This is a genomic window from Cellulosimicrobium sp. TH-20, from assembly GCF_002105775.1.
Lineage (GTDB): Bacteria > Actinomycetota > Actinomycetes > Actinomycetales > Cellulomonadaceae > Cellulosimicrobium > Cellulosimicrobium funkei.
The window spans coordinates 1,877,208-1,899,835 of record NZ_CP020857.1 but is presented as its reverse complement, the minus strand read 5'-3'; the positions used below and the strand labels follow the sequence as shown (position 1 = coordinate 1,899,835).

General features: G+C 75.5%; 22 protein-coding genes. 11 read left to right on the top strand and 11 right to left on the bottom strand.

The genetic code is table 11. From position 1 onward, the window contains the following. Window positions 1-115 precede the first annotated feature (115 nt). The 3 genes from B8281_RS08450 to B8281_RS08440 form a co-directional block, all read right to left on the bottom strand. Complete coding sequence (locus B8281_RS08450; protein ID WP_043660541.1) at window positions 116-775, bottom strand: SRPBCC family protein; 660 nt, start codon at window positions 773-775, stop codon at window positions 116-118. Continuing rightward, window positions 772-1,164: a helix-turn-helix transcriptional regulator gene (locus B8281_RS08445; RefSeq protein ID WP_186381269.1), complete on the bottom strand. Its 393-nt coding sequence runs from the start codon at window positions 1,162-1,164 to the stop codon at window positions 772-774. Before B8281_RS08445 ends, B8281_RS08450 begins: the two co-directional genes overlap by 4 nt. A gap of 609 nt (window positions 1,165-1,773) precedes the next feature. Then, window positions 1,774-2,661 (bottom strand): substrate-binding domain-containing protein, encoded by an 888-nt coding sequence (locus B8281_RS08440; RefSeq protein ID WP_085387479.1) that lies wholly within the window; start codon window positions 2,659-2,661, stop codon window positions 1,774-1,776. Window positions 2,662-2,805: 144 nt separating this feature from the next. On the opposite strand from B8281_RS08440, the gene B8281_RS08435 reads away from it, so the two are divergent. Continuing rightward, window positions 2,806-3,186, top strand: a complete 381-nt coding sequence (locus B8281_RS08435; protein WP_034650386.1) for a DUF5997 family protein — start codon at window positions 2,806-2,808, stop codon at window positions 3,184-3,186. Between the two features lie 44 nt (window positions 3,187-3,230). Here the strand turns inward: B8281_RS08435 and B8281_RS08430 are convergent, their stop codons facing one another. After that, window positions 3,231-3,560, bottom strand: coding sequence for a SelT/SelW/SelH family protein (locus tag B8281_RS08430; protein WP_369824970.1), 330 nt, complete (start codon window positions 3,558-3,560; stop codon window positions 3,231-3,233). A gap of 182 nt (window positions 3,561-3,742) precedes the next feature. Continuing rightward, the gene (locus B8281_RS08425; RefSeq protein WP_198163187.1) at window positions 3,743-5,137 is read right to left on the bottom strand and encodes a DUF2252 domain-containing protein; all 1,395 of its coding nucleotides are present in this window, start codon (window positions 5,135-5,137) and stop codon (window positions 3,743-3,745) included. Window positions 5,138-5,225: 88 nt separating this feature from the next. Between B8281_RS08425 and B8281_RS08420 the strand changes: the two genes are divergently transcribed. Further along, window positions 5,226-6,407: a methyltransferase gene (locus tag B8281_RS08420; protein WP_085387477.1), complete on the top strand. Its 1,182-nt coding sequence runs from the start codon at window positions 5,226-5,228 to the stop codon at window positions 6,405-6,407. A gap of 58 nt (window positions 6,408-6,465) precedes the next feature. Here the strand turns inward: B8281_RS08420 and B8281_RS08415 are convergent, their stop codons facing one another. Then, entirely contained in the window at window positions 6,466-6,876 is a 411-nt protein-coding gene (locus B8281_RS08415; protein ID WP_009864026.1) for an FKBP-type peptidyl-prolyl cis-trans isomerase, read from the bottom strand. A 136-nt stretch (window positions 6,877-7,012) separates the two neighbouring features. Here B8281_RS08415 and B8281_RS08410 point away from each other — a divergent pair, with 136 nt between their 5' ends. Both B8281_RS08410 and B8281_RS08405 read left to right on the top strand, forming a co-directional pair. After that, window positions 7,013-7,891, top strand: coding sequence for an alpha/beta fold hydrolase (locus B8281_RS08410; RefSeq protein ID WP_043653849.1), 879 nt, complete (start codon window positions 7,013-7,015; stop codon window positions 7,889-7,891). Then, complete coding sequence (locus B8281_RS08405; protein ID WP_043653846.1) at window positions 7,884-8,483, top strand: TetR/AcrR family transcriptional regulator; 600 nt, start codon at window positions 7,884-7,886, stop codon at window positions 8,481-8,483. The genes B8281_RS08410 and B8281_RS08405 overlap by 8 nt, the downstream gene beginning before the upstream one ends. Before the next feature lie 23 nt (window positions 8,484-8,506). Here B8281_RS08405 and B8281_RS08400 read toward each other — a convergent pair whose 3' ends face one another. After that, window positions 8,507-9,916: a cystathionine beta-synthase gene (locus B8281_RS08400; protein WP_021483369.1), complete on the bottom strand. Its 1,410-nt coding sequence runs from the start codon at window positions 9,914-9,916 to the stop codon at window positions 8,507-8,509. A gap of 147 nt (window positions 9,917-10,063) precedes the next feature. On the opposite strand from B8281_RS08400, the gene B8281_RS08395 reads away from it, so the two are divergent. Then, window positions 10,064-10,780 (top strand): DUF5701 family protein, encoded by a 717-nt coding sequence (locus B8281_RS08395; RefSeq protein WP_232322734.1) that lies wholly within the window; start codon window positions 10,064-10,066, stop codon window positions 10,778-10,780. 77 nt (window positions 10,781-10,857) lie between these two features. Here the strand turns inward: B8281_RS08395 and B8281_RS08390 are convergent, their stop codons facing one another. Beyond that, window positions 10,858-11,376 (bottom strand): hypothetical protein, encoded by a 519-nt coding sequence (locus tag B8281_RS08390; protein WP_232322733.1) that lies wholly within the window; start codon window positions 11,374-11,376, stop codon window positions 10,858-10,860. A 2-nt stretch (window positions 11,377-11,378) separates the two neighbouring features. Continuing rightward, window positions 11,379-12,293: a Bax inhibitor-1/YccA family protein gene (locus tag B8281_RS08385; RefSeq protein WP_085387475.1), complete on the bottom strand. Its 915-nt coding sequence runs from the start codon at window positions 12,291-12,293 to the stop codon at window positions 11,379-11,381. Between the two features lie 375 nt (window positions 12,294-12,668). Between B8281_RS08385 and B8281_RS08380 the strand changes: the two genes are divergently transcribed. Genes B8281_RS08380 through B8281_RS08365 form a run of 4 tightly spaced genes read left to right on the top strand, consistent with a single transcriptional unit; the run spans window position 12,669 to window position 16,727 of the window. Next, window positions 12,669-13,658 (top strand): ABC transporter ATP-binding protein, encoded by a 990-nt coding sequence (locus tag B8281_RS08380; RefSeq protein WP_085387474.1) that lies wholly within the window; start codon window positions 12,669-12,671, stop codon window positions 13,656-13,658. Then, entirely contained in the window at window positions 13,655-14,524 is an 870-nt protein-coding gene (locus tag B8281_RS08375) for an ABC transporter permease subunit (RefSeq protein WP_034655509.1), read from the top strand. The genes B8281_RS08380 and B8281_RS08375 overlap by 4 nt, the downstream gene beginning before the upstream one ends. Beyond that, the gene (locus B8281_RS08370) at window positions 14,521-16,029 is read left to right on the top strand and encodes a sensor histidine kinase (protein WP_085387473.1); all 1,509 of its coding nucleotides are present in this window, start codon (window positions 14,521-14,523) and stop codon (window positions 16,027-16,029) included. The genes B8281_RS08375 and B8281_RS08370 overlap by 4 nt, the downstream gene beginning before the upstream one ends. Then, complete coding sequence (locus B8281_RS08365; protein ID WP_034655510.1) at window positions 16,026-16,727, top strand: response regulator transcription factor; 702 nt, start codon at window positions 16,026-16,028, stop codon at window positions 16,725-16,727. The genes B8281_RS08370 and B8281_RS08365 overlap by 4 nt, the downstream gene beginning before the upstream one ends. A 159-nt stretch (window positions 16,728-16,886) precedes the next feature. Here the strand turns inward: B8281_RS08365 and B8281_RS08360 are convergent, their stop codons facing one another. After that, window positions 16,887-20,069 carry an efflux RND transporter permease subunit gene (locus B8281_RS08360; RefSeq protein WP_085387472.1) on the bottom strand — a complete coding sequence of 1,061 codons (3,183 nt, stop codon included), beginning with the start codon at window positions 20,067-20,069 and terminating at the stop codon, window positions 16,887-16,889. Between the two features lie 113 nt (window positions 20,070-20,182). On the opposite strand from B8281_RS08360, the gene B8281_RS08355 reads away from it, so the two are divergent. Beyond that, window positions 20,183-20,719 (top strand): MarR family winged helix-turn-helix transcriptional regulator, encoded by a 537-nt coding sequence (locus B8281_RS08355; RefSeq protein WP_051028023.1) that lies wholly within the window; start codon window positions 20,183-20,185, stop codon window positions 20,717-20,719. Between the two features lie 55 nt (window positions 20,720-20,774). Here B8281_RS08355 and B8281_RS08350 read toward each other — a convergent pair whose 3' ends face one another. Next, window positions 20,775-22,007: an MFS transporter gene (locus tag B8281_RS08350; protein ID WP_051028020.1), complete on the bottom strand. Its 1,233-nt coding sequence runs from the start codon at window positions 22,005-22,007 to the stop codon at window positions 20,775-20,777. A gap of 95 nt (window positions 22,008-22,102) precedes the next feature. Here B8281_RS08350 and B8281_RS08345 point away from each other — a divergent pair, with 95 nt between their 5' ends. Then, entirely contained in the window at window positions 22,103-22,624 is a 522-nt protein-coding gene (locus tag B8281_RS08345; RefSeq protein ID WP_085387471.1) for a MarR family winged helix-turn-helix transcriptional regulator, read from the top strand. Window positions 22,625-22,628: the final 4 nt, after the last annotated feature.

Below are 22,628 nucleotides of genomic sequence, written 5' to 3'. Positions count from 1 at the left end.
TGAACCACGGGTGAACATCCGCCCCGCGGCGGACGTCCGCCGCGGGGCGTCCACCCAGGGCGGTACCTCGCGGGACCGCCGGCGCGACCCGCGACCGGCGACCGCGGGGGCGGCCCTACCGGGTGCCGGAGGAGTCCTCGTCCGCGGGGACGTAGAACGCCGTCGTGGCGGCGACGCGGGCGGCGACGTCGTCCGCGTCGAGCCCGTCGGCCGCGGCGAGCGCCGCTCCCCACGCCTCGCTGCTCGCGACGTTGAACGCGCGCAGCTCAGGGCTCGCGAGTACGGCCTCGGGGTCGAGCGTCGCCCCGCCGTCGAGGTGCAGCCCGAGGCCCAGCAGCGCGCCGTCCCACCCCACGCCGACCGCCCCCGGGCCGAACTGGTCCCACATCTCCGGCGGCACGACGGCGGTGTGCTCGAGCGTGAGGGTCGTGCCGCCGTCCGGCGCGGGCGCGAGCCGGACCTCGACGACGGACGAGTCCTCCGGCGTCGGCGGACCCATGACCCACGTGAGCCGCAGGAGCCGCGGGGCCTCGCACGCGCGGATCTCCCCGCCGGCGTTGCCCTCGACCTGGTAGGTGCCGCCGACCCGCAGGTCGCCCGTCACGGGCAGGAACCAGCGCGGGATGCGCTCGGGGTCGGTGACGGCGTCCCACACGTCCTCGACGTCGGCCGGGTAGGTGCGCTCGAGGGTGATGACCCGTGCGGCACCGGCGGGCAGGTCTCCCGTCCCGACGGTGCGCCGCGCGGCCTCGAGCTCGGCGATGAAGTCCTTCATGCTGTCCTCCTCGTGGTGTCGGTGGGGCGCTCGTCGTCCTCGTCGGCGCCGGGTGCCGTCGCTCGACGGCGCTCGCGGGCACCCCGGGCGAGCTCGGTCCCGAGCGCGTCCAGCCGCTGCTCCCAGAACCGGCGCAGGCCCGCGGCCCAGTCCTCGACCTCGTCGAGGGCCGCCGGGTCGAGCGCGTAGAGGCGCCGGGTCCCGTCCGGGCGGACCGACGCGAACCCGCTGGTCCGCAGCACGCGCAGGTGCTGCGACACCGCGGGCTGGCTGATGCCGAACTCCTCCCCCACGCGCGCCGCGATCTCGCCGGCGGGCTGCTCGCCGTGCGCGAGGTGCTCGAGGATCCGACGACGCACCGGGTCGCCGAGGACGTCGAACGCTTCCATGACCCCCATCTTTCAGCCTGCGCTTATATAAGTCAATGCCTATGTTGCGAGCGCGCGTGCCATGACCCGCTGCGGCCCGGCGCTCCCCCCGAGGTACGCGCCGCGGTCGTGCAGCCCCGCGCGCGTACGCGCGCCGCCCCGCCGCGTTGCGGTCGTTGACCGTGAGGACGAGCGCCCCGTACGGCGCCGTCCGCCCGCGCAGCGCCGCGAGCGCCGCGACCGCGCCGGGAAGGTCCCGCACGACGCGCGACCCGACGCCGCCGCCCTGCGCCGCGACGTCGACGAGGAAGCCGCGGAACAGCACGACGTCGTCCGGGGCGACGCCGTCGAGCAGCGCCGCGACCTCGGCCGGGGCACCGCCGGGGTGCAGCACGCCGAGCGCGACGGGGTCGCCGCCCGGCGGCCGGGCGACCAGCAGGTGCCGGCCCGGGTCGGCGTGGGCCGCGGCGACGACGTCGGCCGCGGGCGGCACGAACTCCTCCTGCCCGGGTCCCAGCCGGAGCCGGAGCGCGGCGGCGAGCAGCCGGCCCCGCTCGTCCGGGGGCACCGCGTCGAGCAGCACGAGCTCGACCGGGCCACCCGGAGCCTGCGGCGCGGGCGGCGGAGCCGTCACCGCCGCTTCCCGCCCCGACCGCGGGCGCCCCGGCCCTTCGGCGTGCCGCGGCCCTGCGCGCCACCCCCGCCGCGCCCGCCACCCGCTCCCGCACGACCGGCGCCCGCTCCCCCGCGGCCCGCGCCACCGCGCGCGTCGCGGTCGCGGCGCTCGCGGGCGGGCGCGGCGTCCTCCGCGGGCGCCGTCGCGCGACGCCCGCGCGAGCTGTTGGCCGTGCGGCCCCGCACGATCCCGACCATCTCCTCGACGAGGTCGTCGTCGCGGTCCGCGACCCACGCGAGCGCGACGGGGGCCGACGGCGCCCCCTCCAGGCGGCGGTAGGTGACGTCCTTGCGGTGGTGCAGGCGCGCGAGCGACTGCGGCACGACGGCCACCCCGACGTTCGCGGCGACCAGCACGACCGCGTCGCCGGTCGTCGCGGGCCGCTCGTCGGCGGGCCGCCCCGGTGGCTGCGGCGCGTCGCCCTCAGCCCCGGCCTCGCCCGCCCACGGCACGACGTCGTCGAGCGGCCGCAGCAGCACGTCGTCGGCGAGGTCGTCGAGCGCGACCGGCTCCTCGGGCTCCAGGGCGGCGAGCAGGTGGTCGCGCGACACGAGCACGACCGGCGCCTCCTCGTAGAGGCGGATCGCGCTCAGCACGTCGCGGTCGACGGGCAGGCGCAGGATCGCGGCGTCGGCCTCGTCGTCGCGCAGCGCCCGCTCCGCGTCGCCGGGCTCGACGGCGACGAGCTCGAGCGGCACGTCGGGGAGGCGCTCGCGCCACGTGCGCACCCACTTGGCCGGGGTCGCGCCGGGGACGTACGCGAGCCGGAACCGGCGGCCGGCCCCGTCGTCCCCGCCGCCGTCGGTCGTTGCCTCGGGAGCCGTGCCCGCGTCGTCGTCCACCCGGACAGCCTAGGCGCGCGGTCCCGCGCGCTCCCGCGCGACGTGCACCGGGCCCGGCTCCGGTCCGTCGCAGGCCCGCCGGACGCCCGCCGCGCGCCCGACCGCGGGCCGCCGGCACCCGACCGGCCGACTACCCTGGAGCCCATGACCCCCAAGCAGTCCGCGCAGACCATGAAGCCCGCCACCGCGGCGAAGAAGCTCGGGGTGTACCTGCCCGCCACGCCGCAGGAGTTCCAGGAGGGCACCATCACCCGGGCGCAGCTCGAGGAGATGGAGAAGAACCCGCCCCAGTGGCTCGCGGACCTGCGCCGAAACGGCCCCCACCCGCGGCCCGTCGTCGCGGGCCGGCTCGGCGTCTCCATCTCTGGCCTCACGCGCGGCGGCCTCACCGAGCCGCTGACCACCGACGAGATCGACGCGCTGCGCCAGGACCCGCCGGAGTGGCTGACGGCCGAGCGCGAGGTGCAGAAGAAGGTCCGCGCCGAGGAGGAGCGGCTCGCCGCCGCGCGCGCGAAGAAGGGCTGAGCCGCGTCCTGCGGGACCGCGTCTGCCGGGCGGCCCGACCGGCCTCAGTCCGTGCGCGGCGCGTCCGTCGCGGCGTCCGTCGCAGCGTCCGTCGCGGTGGCCGCGCGGTCGGTGTGGCCGAGCGACAGGTCGGGCGCGACGGCGTCGCGCACCCGGCGCTTGAGGTCCGGGATCTCGGGGAACCCGCCGTCGACGCGGCGGTCCCACAGCAGCACCGGCCCGTCCCCGGCGTCGAGCGTGACGCGGAAGACGCCGTCCGTGCCGGGCACGAGGGCCACCTCGCCCAGGCGCGTGCGGAACGTCTGCAGGAGCTCCTGCGCGACCCACGCCGCGCGCAGCAGCCAGCGGCACTGCGTGCAGTACTCGACCGCCACGCGCGCGGTCCCGCGCGCCTCGGCGGGCGCGGTCGGAGCCTCTGCCCGCACGGAGGACTCCGCAGGCGCCTCGGCGGGCGCGGGGGCGTGCGGGCCGGGCTGAGCGGCGTCGTCCGTCATGGCGCCCAGCGTACGGGCGACGGCGGGGCGCGCGGGTGGCCGTCCACCGCCGTCGGACCGGCTCAGACGCCCCGCTCGGCCGGGAGGCGGCCGCTCGTCACGGCGGCCTCGAGCGCGGCGTAGTCGCCCTCGACGACGTCCGCGTACGCGCGCGACCACCGCGCGAGGGACTCGTCGAACACGTCGGAGCGGCCGAGGTAGCCGTGCGCCACGCGCGCGCCCGGCGACTGGCTGTGCGCGCGGGCGAGCACGCGCCCGCACAGCTCCCCGTACCGCACGAACTGCGAGGCCGAGAGCCGGCCGAGCTCGACGGACCCCTTCATGTCGCGGAACTGGCGCCAGTAGAAGTCGACGCGCGGGCGGCCTGTGCGGTCGGGCGCCTCGACGGTCGTCCACCCCAGGAACGGGTCGGACTGCGCCTGCAGGATGCGCTGGGCGGCGACCACCCGGCGGCCCTGGGCGGGCACGGCACCGGCGGGCACGAGCCCGGACGGCAGGGCGTCGACCATCCCGCCGTACGTCGCGAGGACCGACGACGTCGCCTCCTTCACCTGCAGCACGAGCGGCTCCCCCGCGGGCCCCTCGAGGAGCACGATGTAGCAGCGCGTCCCGACGCTCCCGACGCCCACGACGCGCAGCACGAAGTCCACGACCGTGAACTGGCTCAGCAGGAGCCGGGCGTCGGCGCGCAGCGGCTCGCGGTACGCCTCGAACAGCGTCGTGAGCTCGTCGACGCTCGCCGTGTCCACGTGCTGGGTGACCGGCGGCTGGTCGACGATCCGCGTGCGGCCGTCGGCGGTCCGGCTCGTGATCTTCCGCACCACCTGCTCCGACGTGCGCCGCCGCGCCTTGCGCACGGTCCGCTCGAGCTCCTCGCGCCCGCCGTCGAGCAGCAGGGGCTCGATGACCGCGGTGTCGACGAGGAACGCGTAGCGCTCGAGGGCGTCGCGCGCGAACGCCTCGGCGAGCGTCTCGCGGTACCCGCGCACCGCGCCGCGCGCGGCGTCCGCGCAGTCGTGCTCGGCCAGGCCCTTGTCCCGCCCGCCCACGTACATGCTCGCCGCGAGGCGCTTGACGTCCCACTCCCACGGGGCGTCCGACGCCTCGTCGAAGTCGTTGAGGTCGAACAGGACCCGCCGCTCGGGCGACGCGAAGAGCCCGAAGTTGGAGACGTGCGCGTCCCCGCACGCGACGACCTGGACGCCGGTCCGGGGGCCGTCGCGCAGGTCGTGGGCCATCGTCGCGGCGGTGCCGCGGTAGAACGCGAAGGGCGACTCGAGCATCCGGCCGATCCGCAGCGGGACCAGGTCCTGGAGCCGGTCGCGGTTCTGCTCCTCGACGATCGCCACCGGGTCGCGCTCCGGCAGCAGCAGCGCGCCCTGCGTGCGACGCGGCACCCGGTCGCGCAGCGCGCGCCCGACGGCACGGGACTCGACCAGGGTTCGCGGGACGTCCACGGGTGCCTCCTCGCTCTCCGCAGTCGCACAGTAGCGCTCCGCCGGGCGCGCGGCGCGGCGACCACCGGGCGTCGGGGAGACTGGGGCGGTGACGACCTCGCCCGACCTCGCCGCCCTCCTGGAGCGCCTGCGCACCCACGACGTCGGCCCGGACCGGGAGGACGCACCGGTCGCCGTCGACCCGGCCGACCGCCTGCTGCTCGACGAGGCGTCGCCCCTGCTCGCCGGCGTCGCGCCGGGGGCCGTGGCCGTCGTCGACGACCGGTACGGCGCCCTCACCCTCGGCGCGGCGCTGCTCACCGGGGCAGGACCCGCCGCGGGGCGCGTGCGCGTCCACCAGGACGCGTGCACCGCGGAGGCGGCGCTCGACGCGAACGCGCGCGCGGTGGGGACGGCGACGGCGTACGACCGCCACGGCCTCGACGCGGGGCTCCTGGCCGGGGCGCGGGTCGTGCTGCTGCGGCTCCCCCGCGGCCTCGCGGCGCTGCGCGACGTCGCGGAGCACGTCGCGCGCGAGGCCGGGCCGGACGTCGTGCTCCTCGGGAGCGCGCGCGTCAAGCACATGACGCGCGCGATGAACGACGTCCTCGCCGAGTCGTTCGGCGAGGTGCGCGCGAGCCTCGCCCGGGGCAAGTCCCGCGTGCTCGTCGCGTCGGCGCCCCGGCCGGCGCGCCCGCTGACCTACCCGGTCGTCACCGACCTGGCCGACGTCGGCCTGCGGGTCGCGGCGTTCGGCGCCGCCTTCGCGGGCGCGGGCCTGGACCTCGGCACGCGGTTCCTGCTCGACCGGCTCGGCGCCGACGACGGACCGACCCCCGGCGCGCAGGGTGCGGCGCCGCGCGACGTCGTCGACCTCGGGTGCGGGACGGGCCTGCTCGCCGCGTGGGCGGCCCGGCGCTGGCCCGACGCGCGGGTGGTCGCCGCCGACCGCTCGGACGCCGCCATCCGCTCGACAGTGCTCACGGCGCGCGAGAACGGCGTGGCCGACCGCGTGCGCACGGTGCGCGACGACGCGGGCGCGACCCTCGCGGACGCGAGCGCCGACGTCGTGCTGCTCAACCCGCCGTTCCACGACGGCGCGGCGGTGCGCACCGACGCGGCGCACCGCATGTTCGCGACCGCGGGGCGCGTGCTGCGACCGGGCGGCGAGCTGTGGTGCGTCTGGAACTCGCACCTGCGGTACCGCCCCGCGCTCGAGCGCGCGGTCGGGCCCACGACGCAGGTCGCGCGCGACCCGCGCTTCACGGTGACGCGGTCCGTGCGGCGCTGAGCGGCGGGCGCCCGTCGTGGGTGATCACCGCGACGACGGGCACCCCGCGCTCACGAGGTCACTGGACGTCGACGACGTCCACGACGAAGACGAGCGTGTCCGTGCCGCCGATGCCGGCCTGCGGCACGCCGCGCTGGCCGTAGCCGTGCTCCGGCGGGATCGAGAGCAGCACGCGGGAGCCGACGTTCTGGCCCACGAGGCCCTTGTCCCAGCCGCCGATGACGGCGCCGACGCCGATGGGGAAGGCGATGGTGTCGCCGCGGTCGTAGGAGTTGTCGAAGACGTGCCCGCCCCAGGTCTGGCCGAGGTAGTGCACGACGATGTTGCGCCCCGACGTGACGGCCGGGCCGTCGCCCTCGGTGAGCACGACCACCTGCAGACCGCTGGGCGCGTCCGTCTCGGGGAAGGTGAGCGTCGGCTTCTCGCCGAAGGATCCCGAGGCGGTGGGGAGGGTGGGCTGGTCGGTCACGAGGTTGCCTCTCGTCGGGTGCAGGAAGGCCCGCGCGGGCGCGGGTCTCCCTACCCTACGCGGGTCGCCACGACCCGGCCGGGCGCGATCGCCGGAGCTCTTGCGCTCGTTGACTAATGGCATTAGCCTTGCAGCTATGACCACGAGCCAGCACCCGACCGTGCGCCACCTCGCCCGCGCCGAGGGACGCCTCGCCTACACCGACCAGGGCTCCGGCCCGCTCGTCGTCGCCGCGCCCGGCATGGGCGACCTCCGCGCCACCTACGACGACGTCGTCCCCCACCTCGTCGCCGCGGGCCACCGCGTGGTCGTCATGGACCTGCGCGGCCACGGCGACAGCGACACGACCTTCGCGACGCACGGCGACGAGGCGACCGCGTCCGACTACGTCGCGCTCGTCGAGCACCTGGACGCCGGCCCGGCCGTCCTGCTGGGCAGCTCCATGGCGGCGTCGGCCGCCGTCGTCGCCGCGGCCCTGCGTCCCGACCTCGTGCGCGGGCTCGTCCTGCTCGACGGGTTCCTGCGCGAGCCGTCGTCCCCCGCGAGGCTCCGCGCGATGCGCGTGCTCTACCGCGTCGCGCTCGCACGACCGTGGGGCGCGGCGTTCTGGGCCTCGTTCTACGGCTCGCTGAACAAGGGCCGCACCCCCGCACGCCTCGCCGCGCACCAGGCCGCGATCCGCGCCAACCTCTCCGAGCCGGGGCGCCTGCGCTCCTTCCGGGACCTCACCCTCCAGCTCGACCACCGCGTCGTCGAGCCGCGCGTCGCCCAGGTCGAGGCGCCCGTGCTCGCGGTCTACGGCGCGCTCGACCCCGACTACGCCGACCCGGCCGCCGAGGCCGCGTGGGCCGAGCAGGCGCTCGGCGCGACCACGCTCCTGCTGCCCGACGTCGGCCACTACCCCCAGCTCCAGGCGCCCGAGGAGGTCGTGGCCGCGACCCTCGACTTCCTCTCGGGGCTGCCCGACGCCGACGCGCGCCCGGATGCCGAGCGGTCGGAGGACGCTCGTGGCTAGGGCCGGGCTGTCCCACGACGCCGTCGTCCGGATCGCGCTCGACCTCGTCGACGCCGGCGGCCCGACGGGCTTCGCCGACCTCACGCTCGCCAAGGTCGCCGCGCAGGCGGGCGTCGCGACGCCGAGCCTCTACAAGCACGTCGGCTCGCTCGCCGCGCTGCGCCGCGAGGTCGCCGTCGTCGCCGTGGAGGACTACACGCGCGCCCTCACCGACGCGACGGTCGGCCTCGCCGGGCCCGACGCCGTCGCCGCCCTCGCGCACGCGACCCGGCAGTACGCCCGGGCGCACCCCGGCCGGTACGCGGCCGTGCAGGTCGCCCCCGACCCGGACGACCCCGCGGACGCCGCGCTGTCGGCGGCCGCGGGGCGCAGCGTCCAGGTCGTCGCCGCCGTGCTGCGCGGGTTCGAACTCCCCGAGGACCGCACGGTCGACGCCGTCCGGTCCGTGCGTGCGAGCCTGCACGGCTTCGTCGCGCTCGAGCTCGGCGGCGGCTACCGCCTGCCCGACGACCTCGACCGCAGCTTCGACCTGCACGTCCGCGCGCTCCTCGCCGGGCTGGCGTCCCTCGCGCGCCCGCCGGCCGGAGCCTGAGGCGCGCGGGGGCCCGGTGGGGATCAGCGCGCGGCGACGAACCCCAGGAGGTCGTGCCGCGTGAGGACCCCGACCGGGTCGCCGTCCTCGACGACGAGCAGCGCGTCGGCGTCGTGCAGCGCGGTGCGCACCGCCTCGACGCCCTCGCCCGCGCCGATGAGCGGGAAGCGGGGCTCCATGTGCTGGTCCACGCGGTCGGCGAGCGACGCGCGGCCGGAGAAGACGGCGTCGAGCAGCGCGCGCTCGCTCACCGACCCGGCCACCTCCCCGCTCTTCACGGGCGGCTCGGCGCCGACGACGGGCATCTGCGACACCCCGTACTCGCGCAGGATCTCGATGGCGTCGCGGACCGTCTCGCTCGGGTGCGTGTGCACGAGGTCGGGCAGGCGGCCGTCCTTCGCGCGCAGCACGTCGCCCGCGGTCACGCCCTCCTCGTCGGGCAGGAACCCGTAGGACCGCATCCACGCGTCGTTGAAGATCTTGGAGAGGTAGCCGCGCCCGCTGTCCGGCAGCAGGACGACGATGACGGCCCGCGCGGCCGCCTCCGGGTCCTCCTCCTCGAGCCGGCGCGCGAGCCGCAGCGTCGCCTCGACCGCCATGCCGCACGACCCGCCGACGAGCAGGCCCTCCTCGCGCGCGAGGCGCCGGGTCATCGCGAACGAGTCCGCGTCGCTGACCGGGATGACCTCGTCGGGGACCGCCGGGTCGTAGGCGGCCGGCCAGAAGTCCTCGCCCACGCCCTCGACGAGGTACGGGCGCCCGTCGCCGCCCGAGTAGACCGAGCCCGCCGGGTCCGCGCCGACGACGCGCACGCGACCGCCGTCGGAGTCCGCGCGATCCGCGGAGACCTCCTTGAGGTACCGGCCCGTGCCGGTGATGGTGCCGCCCGTGCCGACCCCGGCGACGAAGTGCGTCACGCGACCGTCGGTGTCGGCCCAGACCTCGGGGCCGGTGGACTCGTAGTGCGACGCCGGGCCGTTCGGGTTCGCGTACTGGTTCGGCTTCCAGGCGCCCGGGATCTCGCGGACCAGCCGGTCGGAGACCGAGTAGTAGGAGTCCGGGTGGTCAGGGGCCACGGCGGTCGGCGTGACGACGACCCGCGCGCCGTACGCGCGCAGCACGTCGCGCTTGTCCTGGCTCACCTTGTCCGGGCAGACGAAGACGCAGTCGTACCCCTTGCGCTGCGCCACGAGCGCGAGGCCGACGCCCGTGTTGCCCGACGTGGGCTCCACGATCGTGCCGCCGGGCCGGAGCTCGCCCGACGCCTCCGCGGCCTCGACCATCTTCAGCGCGATGCGGTCCTTGACGGAGCCGCCGGGGTTCACGTACTCGACCTTGGCGAGGATCGTCGCGCTGAGGCCTGCGGTGACACGGGACAGCCGGACGAGCGGGGTACCGCCGACGAGCTCGGACACGTGCTCTGCGTATCTCATGCCCCGATCATCCCCGATCCGGCGCCGCGCGCGTGCTCGACCGGGCACCGTCCGGACCGACGCCCGGCATGAGGGTCGCTCGCGACGGGAATTCCCGTACGGTGTAGAGCGTTGAGGCCGCCGACATCCCCGACCGAGAGGTGACCCGTGCCCGAGCCCACGACCGCCGCCACCCGTCCCGCGTCCCCCGCAGCGGCCTCCGCGCCGCCCGCGCTCCCCCCGCTGCCCGACGTCGTCGCCCAGGCCGAGCGCCTCGTCGCGCTCGGCGTCCACGACATCGCCGGTCTCACCGCGGACGCGTTCCGCGCCGCCGCGGCCGACCTCGCGGCGACCGCCCCCGCGGGCGCGCTGCTCGTCGTCGACCCGGCGCTCGCGCCGCCGTCGGCGCTGGCTCCCCTGCTGCGGCTCCCGGCGAAGGACGGCGAGAAGGAGGGTTTCGTCGTCGTCGACATGACGGACGTGGACCGCTTCACGCCGATCGAGGGGATCGTCGTCCCGCCGGGGCCGCTCTCGCTCGTCACGGACGTCGACCGCGGCGACGACCTGGCGAGCTGGTCCCCGGACGAGGCGCTGCCGGAGCTCACGGCGCGCGGCCGGACGCCGCTCCTGCTGCACGAGGGGATCCACTGGGCGCTCCAGGCGCCGGACGTCCTCGCGCGCAACCACTGCTACATGACGGTCGGCTCACGGCTGCGCAAGCCCGACGGCCGCCTCGACACCCGCACCCCCGCGCTGTGGATCTCGAACGGCACCGGACGCGACGGGCGCGAGCGCCGCGGCGCCCCGAAGGTCGGCTGGTGCTGGGCCGGGAACCGCCACACGTGGCTCGGCTTCGCCTCGGCCGCCGGCCGCCTCCCCGCCTGACCCCCGCTGAGTGCGGGAGAGAGTCGCGGCGGAGACGCCCGACCGCGGCTCTTTCCCGCACTCACGGGGTGGGGCCGTCAGCCGACGAGACCCAGGATCGCGACGAGGACCACGACGACGCCGAGCACGACGACGAGCAGCGGGCGGTCGGAGGCCTCGGGCGCCACGAGCCGGCCGAGACCCGCGCCGACCGCGGCGGTGACCCCGACGACGGCGGCCGCACCCGCGACGAGCGCACCGCCACCGCCAGCGCCGGCGTCGGCGAGCTGCCGGGCGATCCCGCCCGCGAGCAACGACCCCCAGAGCGCTCCGGCCACGAGGCCGAGCGCCGCGAACACGAGCGCGGCGCGGCGCTCGGTGGCGCCGCGCGTGATCCGGGTGCCGAGCCAGGCGACGGCGGCACCCGCCGTCGGGACGCTGAGCAGGATGAGGAGCGCCGCGAACGACAGCCACGCGGGCGGCGCGCCCGAGACGACCATGTAGAGGACCTGGACGCCGAGCATCGCGGCCGCCGCGACGACGAGCCCGGCCAGAAACACCGGCACCCGCGGCGGGAGGTCCGCCGCGGGTGCCGGTTCACGGGTGCTGCGCGCCACCGTCAGTCGCTGCTCTGCAGGATCGCGAAGAGGCGCAGGAACTCGAGGTAGAGCCAGATCAGCGTGACCATGAGGCCGAACGCGGCCGACCACGCGAACTTGGCGGGGACACCGGCCTCGACGCCACGCTTGATCGAGTCGAAGTCGACGATGAGCGACGCGGCGGCCAGGCCGACCGCGATGAGCCCGACGACGATGCCGATCGTGCCGCCACGCATGCCCCAGCCGTCGAGGACGCCGAAGAGCACGAGGACGACGTTGACGAGCGAGAACGCGAGGTACCCGACCATCGCGATGAGCAGCCAGCGCGTGAACTTCGGGGTGACGCGCACCTTGCCGGAGCGGAACAGGAACAGCGCGGCCGCGAACGTCGCGACGGTCGCGAGGACCGCCTGGAAGACGATGTCCGTGAGGTTCCCGCCGTTGCCGACGGTCATGGTGCCGAACGCGAGGCTGATGCCACCGAGGAACAGGCCCTGGGCCACGGTGTAGGCGATGATCAGGGCCGGGCTGGGGTTCCGCTTGAACGCGTTGACCAGGCCGAGCACCAGGCCGGCGATCGCACCCAGCAGGTAGAGGAACGGCATCTGCGGCGTGAGGTACCACGACGCCGCCCCGACGACGACGAGCAGCGCGAGCAGACCGCCCGTCTTCATGATCACGTCGTCGTACGTGAGGCGCTTGGTGTCCGCCGTGGTCGCCGACGGCGCGCTGTACATCGCGTGGAGCTGCGCCGCGTCCGCGGTCTGGGCGCCGTACGCACCCCACTGCGCGCCCTGCGGGGGCGTGCCGTACGCGGGGCCCTGGCCCTGTGCGGGCGGGCTCCCGTAGGCGGGCGCGGCCTGCGTGGCCGCCCCACCGCGCCGGTTCTTCGGCTCGCCGAAGACCGCGCTGTTGTTGAAGACGGGGTTGCTCATGAGCTCCTCCTGGTCGCGGCGTCCACTACCTCTCAGCGGGCCTCGTCATCGGCGTCTCGCCTCGAGTCGGGTGTCGCTGGCCTGTGTTCATCCTAGGGAACGTGCGAGTCCCGGCCACTGTTCCCGCGGGTTTTCCGCGCCTCGCGGGCGAAGTCCCGACCAGCGGACCACGCGCCGGGACGTCGCGTACGCCGCGCGGCGTACACACTCCGGGTCACGACGGCGGCAAGATACGTCGCAAGGTGGCTGCCCGGCACCGAGCCCGTCCGTAGGCTCGAGACGTACCTCGCGGTGAGGGGCCCGGCCGGACCGGAGCGACCTTCCCGCGGTGCACCAGGACCATCCCGGACGAACGACCCTCGGAGGGGCGAAGTCATGATCGAAGCACGCGGCCTGACCAAGAGGTACGGGCCCAAGACCGCGGTGGACGGCGTCTCGTTCACCGTGCGTCCCGGGACCGTCACCGGCTTCCTGGGCCCCAACGGCGCGGGCAAGTCCACGACCATGCGCATGATCATGGGCCTGGACCGCCCCACCGCCGGGACCGTCACCGTCAACGGGCGCCCCTACGCCCAGCACCGCTCACCGCTGACCGAGGTCGGCGCGCTGCTGGACGCCAAGGCCGTGCACACCGGCCGCTCGGCCTACAACCACCTGCTCGCGATGGCCGCCACGCACGGCATCCCGACCCAGCGCGTGGACGAGGTCATCGAGATGACCGGCCTGCAGCCGGTCGCCAAGAAGCGGGTGGGCGGCTTCTCCCTCGGCATGGGCCAGCGCCTGGGCATCGCGTCCGCGCTGCTGGGCGACCCCAAGACCCTCATCCTGGACGAGCCCGTCAACGGCCTGGACCCCGAGGGCGTGCTGTGGGTGCGCAACCTCGCGCGCTACCTCGCCTCCGAGGGCCGCACCGTCTTCCTGTCGAGCCACCTCATGAGCGAGGTCGCCCTCACCGCCGACCACATCATCGTCATCGGCAAGGGCCGCATCATCGCGGACGCCCCGGTGAGCGACATCGTCAACGGCTCGCAGCAGCGCACCGTGCGCGTGCGCACCCCGCACGCCACGCAGCTCGCCGAGCTCCTCACGAGCGACGGCGCGACCGTCACGAGCGACGAGCCGAGCCTGCTCGTCGTCACGGGCGCGGACGCCCCCGGGATCGGCGAGCTCGCCGCGGCCAAGGGGTTCGTGCTGCACGAGCTCACGCCGGTCACGTCCACGCTCGAGGACGCCTACATGGCCCTCACGGCGGATTCGGTCGAGTACCAGACCGACTCCGCGCAGAACCACATCGGCCACGGTGCCGCGGGCGCGACCGCGGGCGCACCGGCCCCCACCGACTCCCTCGAAGGAGCGCAGCGATGAGCGCCACGACCCTCGCCACCGGCGCCGGCCCGACGGCGTCCCGCACCTCCCCCTACCGCCTCTCGTTCGGCCACGTGCTGCGCTCGGAGTGGATCAAGTTCCGCACCCTGCGCTCCACCTGGTGGACGCTCGGCATCACCGTCGTCGTCATGGTGGGCTTCTCGCTCATGTTCGCGGCCGTCATGTCCTCCATGCAGTCCGCGGGTGTCTCGGCCGAGGAGGCCGGCATGGGGTCGACCGACGGGGTCGGCATCACCGTGATCACCGTCGGCTACACGTTCGCGCAGCTGGCCGTGGCCGTGCTCGGGGCGCTCACCGTGACGGGCGAGTACTCGACCGGCATGATCCGCTCCACGCTCTCCGCCGTGCCGAGCCGTCTCCCCGCGCTCGCGGCGAAGATGATCGTCGTCGGCGTGGTGACCGCGGTGACGACCGTCGTGGCCGTCGGGCTGTCGTGGCTCGTGACGTACCCGATCCTGTCGGGCAAGGACATGACCGTCGACTTCTCGTCCGCGGACGACCAGCGCGCCCTGATCGGCGTCGTGCTCTACCTCACGACCGTCGCGCTCTTCTCCGTCGCGGTCGGCGTGCTGCTCCGCAGCTCCGCGGGGGCGATCTTCACGCTCGTCGCCGTGTTCTTCGTCCTGTCGATGGTCCTCGGGATCGTCATGGGCGTGACCGGTGCCGACTGGGTCCAGACGCTCTACAACTCCCTGCCCGCGTCCGCCGGCGAGCAGATCGTGCTCGGCGGCAACATGTCGGGCAGCGACACGATCGCGCCGTGGCCCGGCTACGCCGTGCTCCTCGGCTGGACCGCCGCGCTGGTCGCCGCGGCCGCGGTCGTCCTCAAGCGCCGGGACGCGTGACCACCCGGCCCACCACCCCGCCGACGCCGGACGAGCAGACCGCTCGTCCGGCGTCGGCCGTGGCGCGCCCGGAGCCGGTGGAGCCCGCCGCCCCGGGGAGCCCGGGCTCGTCGACCCACCCCCTGCGCCCCGCGCCCGCTCCCTTCACCGAGCTCGACGCGCGCCGGCTCGGCCCCGTCCGCCGGTACTTCGCGCGGCACCCGGTCGTCATGGACTGGGTCGTCGTGGCCGTCTTCGTCGTGCCCGGCGTGCTGTACGCGCTCACCGCGTCGCAGCCCCGCGGGACGACGGCGCTGTCGCTCGTGTTCTTCCTCGTCGGCGGCGTGCTCCTGTACTGGCGCCGCCGTCGGCCCGTCACGGTCGCGCTCGCGCTCACCGTGGTCGGGGTCGTCGCCATCGGCGTCACCGGCGACACGGCCGGGTTCGAGGTCGCGGCGATGTTCGCCGTCTACGCCGTCGCGGCGTCGCGGCCCTCGCGCATCGCGTGGCCCGTGCTCGCGATCACCGTCCTCGCGCTCTCCGGCGCGACCCTGCTCTGGTACGACGTGGTCACCACCCCGGAGGGGGAGGTCCTGCGCCAGAGCGTCGAGCCGGGCCGCGCGACCGTCGACCGCATCGTCGGCATGCTCGTGACCACCATCCTCTGCCTCGTCGCGCTCGCGATCGGCACGAACGTGCGCGCGCGCCGCCAGCACGTGTCCGACCTCGTCGAGCGCGCCAACTCCATCGCGCGCGACCGCGACCAGCAGGCGCAGCTCGCCGCCGCCGCCGAGCGCACCCGCATCGCGCGCGAGATGCACGACGTCGTCGCGCACTCCCTCACCGTGATGGTCGCCCTCGCGGACGGCGCCAAGGCGTCGGGCGCCAAGAACCCCGAGCTCGCGGGCCACGCGCTCGACGAGCTCACCGCGACCGGCCGCGCCGCGCTCGCCGACATGCGGCGCGTCCTCGGCGTGCTGCGCGAGCCGGGCGGCGAGCAGACCGTGCCCCTCGCGCCCGCTCACGAGACGCCCGAGCTCGAGGAGATCGTCGAGCGGTTCCGTACCGCCGGGCTGCCCGTCCGGCTCGTGCGCTCCGGCCCGCAGCCGACGCCCGGCCCCGCCCTGCGCCAGACCGCGCACCGCATCGTCCAGGAGGCCCTGACGAACGTGCTGCGCTACGCGCCCCTGTCCCCCGTGGTCCTCGTCGAGGTGTCGCGCCGCGCCGAGCCCGGCGCCGACTGGCTCGAGCTGCGCGTCGTCAACCAGGCGGGCCGTCGTCCCGGGGAGGGCGCGAGCGCCGACGAGCGCGGGCTCCCGCCGTCCGTCGCGGAGCAGCACCCGCCCGGCGTCCCCGTCGGCACCGGGCGCGGGATCATCGGGATGCGGGAGAGGGCCGCGGTCTACGGCGGTACCGTGTCCGCGGGGCCGAGCGGGACGGGCTGGGAGGTGCGGGCGAGCCTGCGCCTCGACCTCGACCCCGGCCGCCAGGCCGGCGCACGCGACGACGGACGGGAACGCACATGACGGGAACGGGGGCACCGATCCGGGTGCTGCTCGTCGACGACCAGGCCCTGCTGCGCATGGGCTTCCGCATGATCCTCGCCGCCGAGGACGACATCGAGGTCGTCGGGGAAGCCGGGGACGGCGAGACGGGCGTCGCGCAGGCGTCCGCGCTCGCGCCGGACGTCGTGCTCATGGACGTGCGCATGCCCGGCACGAACGGCATCGAGGCGACGGAGCGGATCGTCGCCGCCCAGCCCGGGTCGCGCGTCATCATCCTCACGACGTTCGACCTCGACGAGTACGCGTTCGCCGCCCTGCGCGCCGGGGCGAGCGGCTTCCTCCTCAAGGACGCCAAGCCCGGCGAGCTCGTCGGGGCGATCCGCGCCGTCGCGAGCGGCGACGCCGCCGTCTCCCCGCGCATCACGCGCCGCATGCTCGAGATGTTCTCCGGCCAGCTCCCGCAGGACGGCACCGCCGCCCCGGCCCAGGCACCGACCGGCCGGGACGACCCGCGCCTCGCCGACCTCACCGCGCGCGAGCTCGAGGTCTTCGAGGCCCTCGGTGAGGGGCTGACGAACGCCGAGATCGCCGAGCGCTTCGTGCTCTCGGAGGCGACGGTCAAGACCCATGTCGGGCGCGTCCTCGGCAAGCTCGGCCTGCGCGACCGCGTCCAGGCCGTCGTGCTCGCCTACGAGACGGGCGTCGCCCGCCCCTCCTGACTCTCCCGACCTCCGGCGCCGAGCAGGTGGTTCCGGCGCGTCCTGGACATCTGACGCGCCAGGACCACCTGCTCGGCCGCCGGGGATCGCCTGGTCGGCGGTCCCTACGGGTCCGGGGGGTCCGGGGGGTCCCGGGGGGGCCGGGGATGGTCGGGCGGTTCAGGCGTTCGCCGTCGCCTCCTCGGCGGCGGCGGCCTTGTCGGCCTCGGCCTGGGCCGCGGCCTCTTCCTTGGCCGCCTTCCTCGCTGCGCGCTTCTCGCCGCGGCGCTCGGCGAGCGTGTAGAGCACCGGGACGACGACGAGGGTAAGCAGCGTCGAGCTCAGCAGGCCGCCGATGACGACGAGCGCGAGCGGCTGGGAGATGAACGCGCCGCCGCCCGTGATCCCGATGGCCATGGGCGTGAGCGCGAAGATCGTCGCGGCGGCGGTCATGACGATGGGGCGCAGCCGCTTGCGCGACCCCTCCAGGACGGCGTCGTCGAGCGCCCGCCCGCGCTCGCGGTACTGGTTGATGAGGTCGATGAGCACGATCGCGTTCGACACCACGATGCCGACGAGCATGAGCAGGCCGATGAGGGCCGGCACACCCAGCGGCGTCCCCGTGGCGAGCAGCAGGAGCAGCGCGCCCGTCGCGGCGAACGGGATCGACACGAGCAGGATGAACGGCTGCAGGAGGCTGCGGAACGTCGCGACCATGACGAGGTAGACGATGAGGATCGCGACGAGCAGCGCGAGGCCGAGGTCGGCGAAGGCGTCGGCCTGGTCGGCGGCGACGCCCCCGACCTCGACCGTCGCGCCGCCCTCGAGCTCGAGCCCGTCGATCGCGGTCGTCAGCTCGGCGGTCAGCGCGCCCAGGTCCTGCCCCGCGGGGGTGACGGCGATCGTCGCGCTGCGCTCGCCGTCGACGCGCGTGATCGACGTGGGGACCTCGACCTCCGCGACCTCGGCGACCTGCGTGAGCGGCACGGGGCCCGCGGCGGTGGGCAGCACGACCTGCTCGAGCTCGGCGACCGTCGCCGGCGCCTCGCCCGCGACCACGCGCACCTGCACCGGGCCGTCGCCGAGGTTCACCGTGCCGACCGGGGCCGGGGACATCGCCCCCGCGACCGTCCCGGCCACCTGCGTCTCCGTGCGCCCGACGGCGGCCGCCGCCTCGCGGTCGACCGTCACCTGGACGGTGGCCTGGGCGGCGGCGAGGTTGTTCGTCACCTGCGCGGCGCCGTCGGTCCCCTCCGCGAGCTCCTGCACCTCGGCGGCCGCCGCGGCGAGGGTGTCGGTGTCGGGCGCGCGGACCACGAGGTCGACCGTGGAGCTGCCGAACGCGGCGTCGGCGCCCGCGACCTCGATGCCCTCGCTCGCGTCGCCGCCCAGTCCGGAGACGGCGTCGCGCACGTCCTCCTGGGCCGCGACGGCGTCGGCGTCCGCGTCGAGCGTGACGGCGAACGTCGCCGTCGGGGACCCGCCGCCGCCGAAGAACGCGGCCTCCGGGCCGCCCGCGGTGCCGACGGTCGTCTGGACCGTGGCGACGCCGTCGACGTCGAGGAGCGCCTGCTCGACGTCGCGCGCGGCGGCGTCCTGCGCGTCGAGCGACGTGCCCGGCGCGAACGACTCGGTGACGGTGAGCGTGTCCTGGCCGGTGTCGCCGAGGAAGTTGGTCTCGAGCCGCGGCACGAGCGCGAGCGTCCCGGCGAGGATCGCGACCGACACGCCGAGCGTGATCGCGGGGTGGCGCAGGGCCCCCCGCAGCGTCGGGAGGTACGCGCGCTGCCACAGCCCACGACGCTCCTTGGCCTCCGCGGCGGCGCGGGCGCGCTCGCCCGCGAGGCGCGCGGCCTCCGGGTCGGCCGGGACGGGCGGCGACGTGATGAACCAGTACGCGAGGACCGGGACGATCGTCAGCGCGACGAAGAGCGAGGCCAGCATCGCGATGGCGACGGTGAGCGCGAACGGCCGGAAGAGCTCGCCGACCATGCCGCCCACGAGCGCGATCGGCAGGAACACGGCGACGGTGGCGACGGTCGAGGCGGTGATCGCGCCCGCGACCTCCTTGACCGCGCCGATGATGGCGCCGACCTTCTCCTCGCCGTACGACAGGTGCCGCTTGATGTTCTCGATGACGACGATCGAGTCGTCGACCACGCGGCCGATCGCGACCGTCATCGCCCCGAGCGTGAGGATGTTGAGCGTGTAGCCCGTGGCGTTCATGACGATGAAGGTCACGAGCAGCGACAGCGGGATCGACACGGCGGAGACGAGCGTCGAGCGCAGCGACGCGAGGAACAGCAGGATCACGACGACCGCGAAGAGGAGCCCGAGCAGGCCCTCGGTCGCGAGCCCCTCGATGGACTCCTCGATGAACGGGGCCTGGTCGAACACGACCTCGACGCGCACGTCCTGGGCGTCGAGCACGCCGGAGAGGCCGTCGACCGCGTCCTGGACCGCGTGCGACACCTCGACCGTGTTGCCGGCGGGCGTCTTGGTGATGGCGACGGCGAGCGCGGGCTCGCCGTCGAGCCGGGAGAACGACGTCGCGGGCTCGGGGCCCGCGGTGACGGTCGCGACGTCGCCGAGCGCGACGGTTGGGGTGCCGGGCGCCGCGGTCGGGGACACGAGGGGCAGCGCGGCGAGCTCGTCGACGGTCGTGACGGCCGTGCCGACCTGCACGCTGAGGGTGCGGTCGCCCTCCGCGACGGTGCCCGCGGGCACCACGACACCGTTGTCCTGGAGGATCGTGGAGACCTGCTGCGGGCTGAGCCCGGCGGCGGCGAGCGCGGCGGGGTCGAGGGCGACCGTCACCTGCTGGTCGGCGACGCCGCTCACCGCGACGCTGCGGACCCCCTCGACGTCCTCGAGCGCGGGGACGAGGCTCGACGTCACGGTGTCCGCGAGCGCCGCCTCGTCCGCGCCGCCCGACACGGCGAGCTGGATGACCGGGAGGTCGTCCACGGAGCCGGTCACGACCTGCGGCTCGACGTCCTCCGGGAGCTGGGACTGCAGCCGCGTGACGGCCGTCTGGAGCTGCGAGGCCGCGGCGTCCATGTCCGTGCCGTACGCGAACTGGACGGTCGTCACCGAGAGGCCGGTCGACGACGTCGACGTGACGTCCTCGACCCCCTTGACCCCGCGCGCGGCCGTCTCGACGGGGACGGTGACCTGCTGCTCGACGATCGCCGGGGCCGAGCCCGGGTACGCGCCGACGACGGCGGCCGTGGGGATCTGCAGGCTCGGGATGAGCTCCTGCTTGAGCGATCCCATGCTGAGGACGCCGAAGATCGCGATCGCGACGGTGGCGAGCGCGACGAGCGCGCGGTTGGCCAGCGACAGCCGGGCGAGACGGGACACGGAGCCTCCAGGGGTTCCAGGTCGGGCGGGAGACGACGTCGGCGTCGCGATTTCGTTAGCGTAACGCGAAGCATCTCGGGATGGTTCCCGCGCCCACCGATAGAGTCGGCGCCGTGACCCACCCCGCCGACGACGAGCGCGCGGCGCTCGCCCGGCGCCTCGAGGACGCCCAGCGCCGGCTCGCCGACCTGCTGCTCGCGCAGCGCCTCGAGCCGCTGCTCCGCACGACCCTGACGGTCCCCCAGCTCCGCGCGCTCGCCGTGCTGCAGCTCGACGGGGAGACGAGCTCGCACCGGCTCGCGGACGTGCTCGGCATCTCCCCCGCGACGCTCTCGGGGATCGTGGACCGGCTCGAGGCGGCGGGCATGGCGTCGCGCCGCCCCGACCCGCAGGACGGTCGCGTGCGCCTCGTCGCCGCGACCCCGCGCGGCGCCGCGGCGGTGCGCCGGCTCGTCGCGCAGGAGGACGAGCCCCTCACGGACCTCCTCGACCGGCTCGACGTCGCCGACCTGCGCGCGCTGACGGCCGGGATCGAGGCCCTCACGCGGGCCGCGGAGTCGGCCGCGGCCGACCCCGACCCGGCGACCAGCGCGCCGTCGGGCACCTCGGGCGACGGCTCGGCCGACGCCGGGACCGACCCGGAGGGCTGAGGGTCCCGGGCCGCGCGGCCCAGGACCCTCTCCCCCCGTCGGTGCCGCCGGCGGCTCAGACCTCGCCGAGCGCCTCCTCGGGCGTCCCCTCGACGGTCCGGGCCGTGCGGTTCCACCGGGACCACAGGACGCGCTCGCCGAGCTCGCCCGCCATCCGGTGCCCGTACGCCACGAACACGACGACGCCGAGCACGAGGATCCCCGCCCCGAGCCAGAACGGCGCGGTCGCGGACACCGGGTGCAGGAGCCCCGCGATGACCGGGGCGGGGGCGGCGAAGCCCCAGCGCACCAGGTTGAACGCGCCGGTGGTCACGCGGCGGTCCGGGTCGCCGAGCGCGAGCGAGAGGTCCGTGAGGTTGGCGTTCGCGATGCCCATGAACACGCCGGCACCGACGAGCACGACGACGGACCAGGCCGTCCCGAGGTCGAGCGCGAGGAGCACGAGCGCGACGAGGACGCCCACGACGGCCACGCCCAGCGTCTGGACGGCGCCGACGCGGTGCGCGAGCCGGTGCCCGACGACGAGGATCCCGACCGCGAGCCCCACGCCCCACGCGGTGAAGACGAGACCGAGCGGCACGACGTCGAGCCCGAGGAACACGGGGGTGTACCCGAGCACGACGAAGAAGCAGAAGTTGTACGCGGCGGTGACCGCGGCGAGCGCGAGGAAGCCGGGCTTGCGGAACAGGCGGAAGACCTGGCCGACGCGCAGCGGCGCGGGCTTCTCGGCGGGGTCCTTGAGGCGCGTCACGGACACGAGCAGCGCCACGAGCATGAAGACGCCGCACACGAAGAAGGGCACGCGCCACGAGATGCCGCCGAGCAGCCCGCCGAGGAGCGGCCCGACGGCGAAGCCGAGGCCGACGCACGTCTCGAAGAGCTCGACGACCCACTCGCGGTCGTTCGCCAGGGAGACGAGGAGGACCATCGCCGTCGCGAAGAACATCGCGTTGCCGAGACCCCACAGGCCGCGGAGCGCGGCGAGCTGGCCGATGCTCGTGCTCAGCGCCGCGAGCACGGCCGCGACGGCCACCAGGCTGACGCCCGTGGCGAGGATCTTCTTGTAGCCGAAGCGCCCGGTCGCCATGACGGCGGGGATCATGCCGAGCGCCATGACGGCGATGTAGGCGGTGAAGAGGAGCTCGATCTGCCAGGTCGACGCCCCGATCTCCTCGCCGATCACGGGGAGGATCGGGTCGACGACGGCGATGCCGGCGATCGCGAAGAACGCGGTGAGGGCGGTCGCGTAGATGGCGGTGCGGTTCGGTTCGTTGCGTGTGGAGGCCACTCGGTCGCACTTCCTGGTGAGGGAGGCCGCCGCACGAGGGGCGGCGGCGGGAGAAGTACCTGTATCTAGCAGGTAACTATCTGTAGAATACACCCATGACGGTTGCCGAGGGAAACGATCAGCCGCAGGCGGAGGCGCGCGGGGACGCGAGCGCGCAGGACGTGCTGGGCGCGATCGAGCTCGAGGTCGCCCAGCTCCTGCGTCGCGCGGAGCGCACGCGCGCCTCGGGGAGCCCCGGGACGTCGCGCCGGGGCGGCACGCTCGACCGGTCGGGCTACCTGCTGCTCCACACGCTCGGCACCCACGGCCCGCTCCACGTCAACGCGCTCGCCGAGCGCCTCGGCCTCGACGCCTCCACCGTCACCCGCCAGGTGGTCGCGCTCGAACGGGCCGGGCACGTACGCCGGGCCCGGGACCCGCACGACGGCCGGGCGGTCGTCGTCGAGCCCACGGGCGCGGGGCTCGACGAGCTCGCCGCCCACCGCGCGGCGCGCACCGCGCTCTACGCGGACGTGCTCGGGGACTGGTCGCGCCTCGACCGGGCCCTCCTCGCCGAGCTCCTCGGCCGGCTCAACGACGACCTCGACGCCTACCGTCGCCGCCGCGACGACGCCTGACCCG

Bases quoted from the DNA above. Each gene is read 5' to 3' on its own strand.
- B8281_RS08450 (WP_043660541.1), bottom strand. From the start codon at position 775: ATGAAGGACTTCATCGCCGAGCTCGAGGCCGCGCGGCGCACCGTCGGG.
- B8281_RS08445 (WP_186381269.1), bottom strand. From the start codon at position 1,164: ATGGAAGCGTTCGACGTCCTCGGCGACCCGGTGCGTCGTCGGATCCTC.
- B8281_RS08435 (WP_034650386.1), top strand. From the start codon at position 2,806: ATGACCCCCAAGCAGTCCGCGCAGACCATGAAGCCCGCCACCGCGGCG.
- B8281_RS08410 (WP_043653849.1), top strand. From the start codon at position 7,013: ATGACCACGAGCCAGCACCCGACCGTGCGCCACCTCGCCCGCGCCGAG.
- B8281_RS08400 (WP_021483369.1), bottom strand. From the start codon at position 9,916: ATGAGATACGCAGAGCACGTGTCCGAGCTCGTCGGCGGTACCCCGCTC.
- B8281_RS08385 (WP_085387475.1), bottom strand. From the start codon at position 12,293: ATGAGCAACCCCGTCTTCAACAACAGCGCGGTCTTCGGCGAGCCGAAG.
- B8281_RS08380 (WP_085387474.1), top strand. From the start codon at position 12,669: ATGATCGAAGCACGCGGCCTGACCAAGAGGTACGGGCCCAAGACCGCG.
- B8281_RS08375 (WP_034655509.1), top strand. From the start codon at position 13,655: ATGAGCGCCACGACCCTCGCCACCGGCGCCGGCCCGACGGCGTCCCGC.
- B8281_RS08365 (WP_034655510.1), top strand. From the start codon at position 16,026: ATGACGGGAACGGGGGCACCGATCCGGGTGCTGCTCGTCGACGACCAG.
- B8281_RS08345 (WP_085387471.1), top strand. From the start codon at position 22,103: ATGACGGTTGCCGAGGGAAACGATCAGCCGCAGGCGGAGGCGCGCGGG.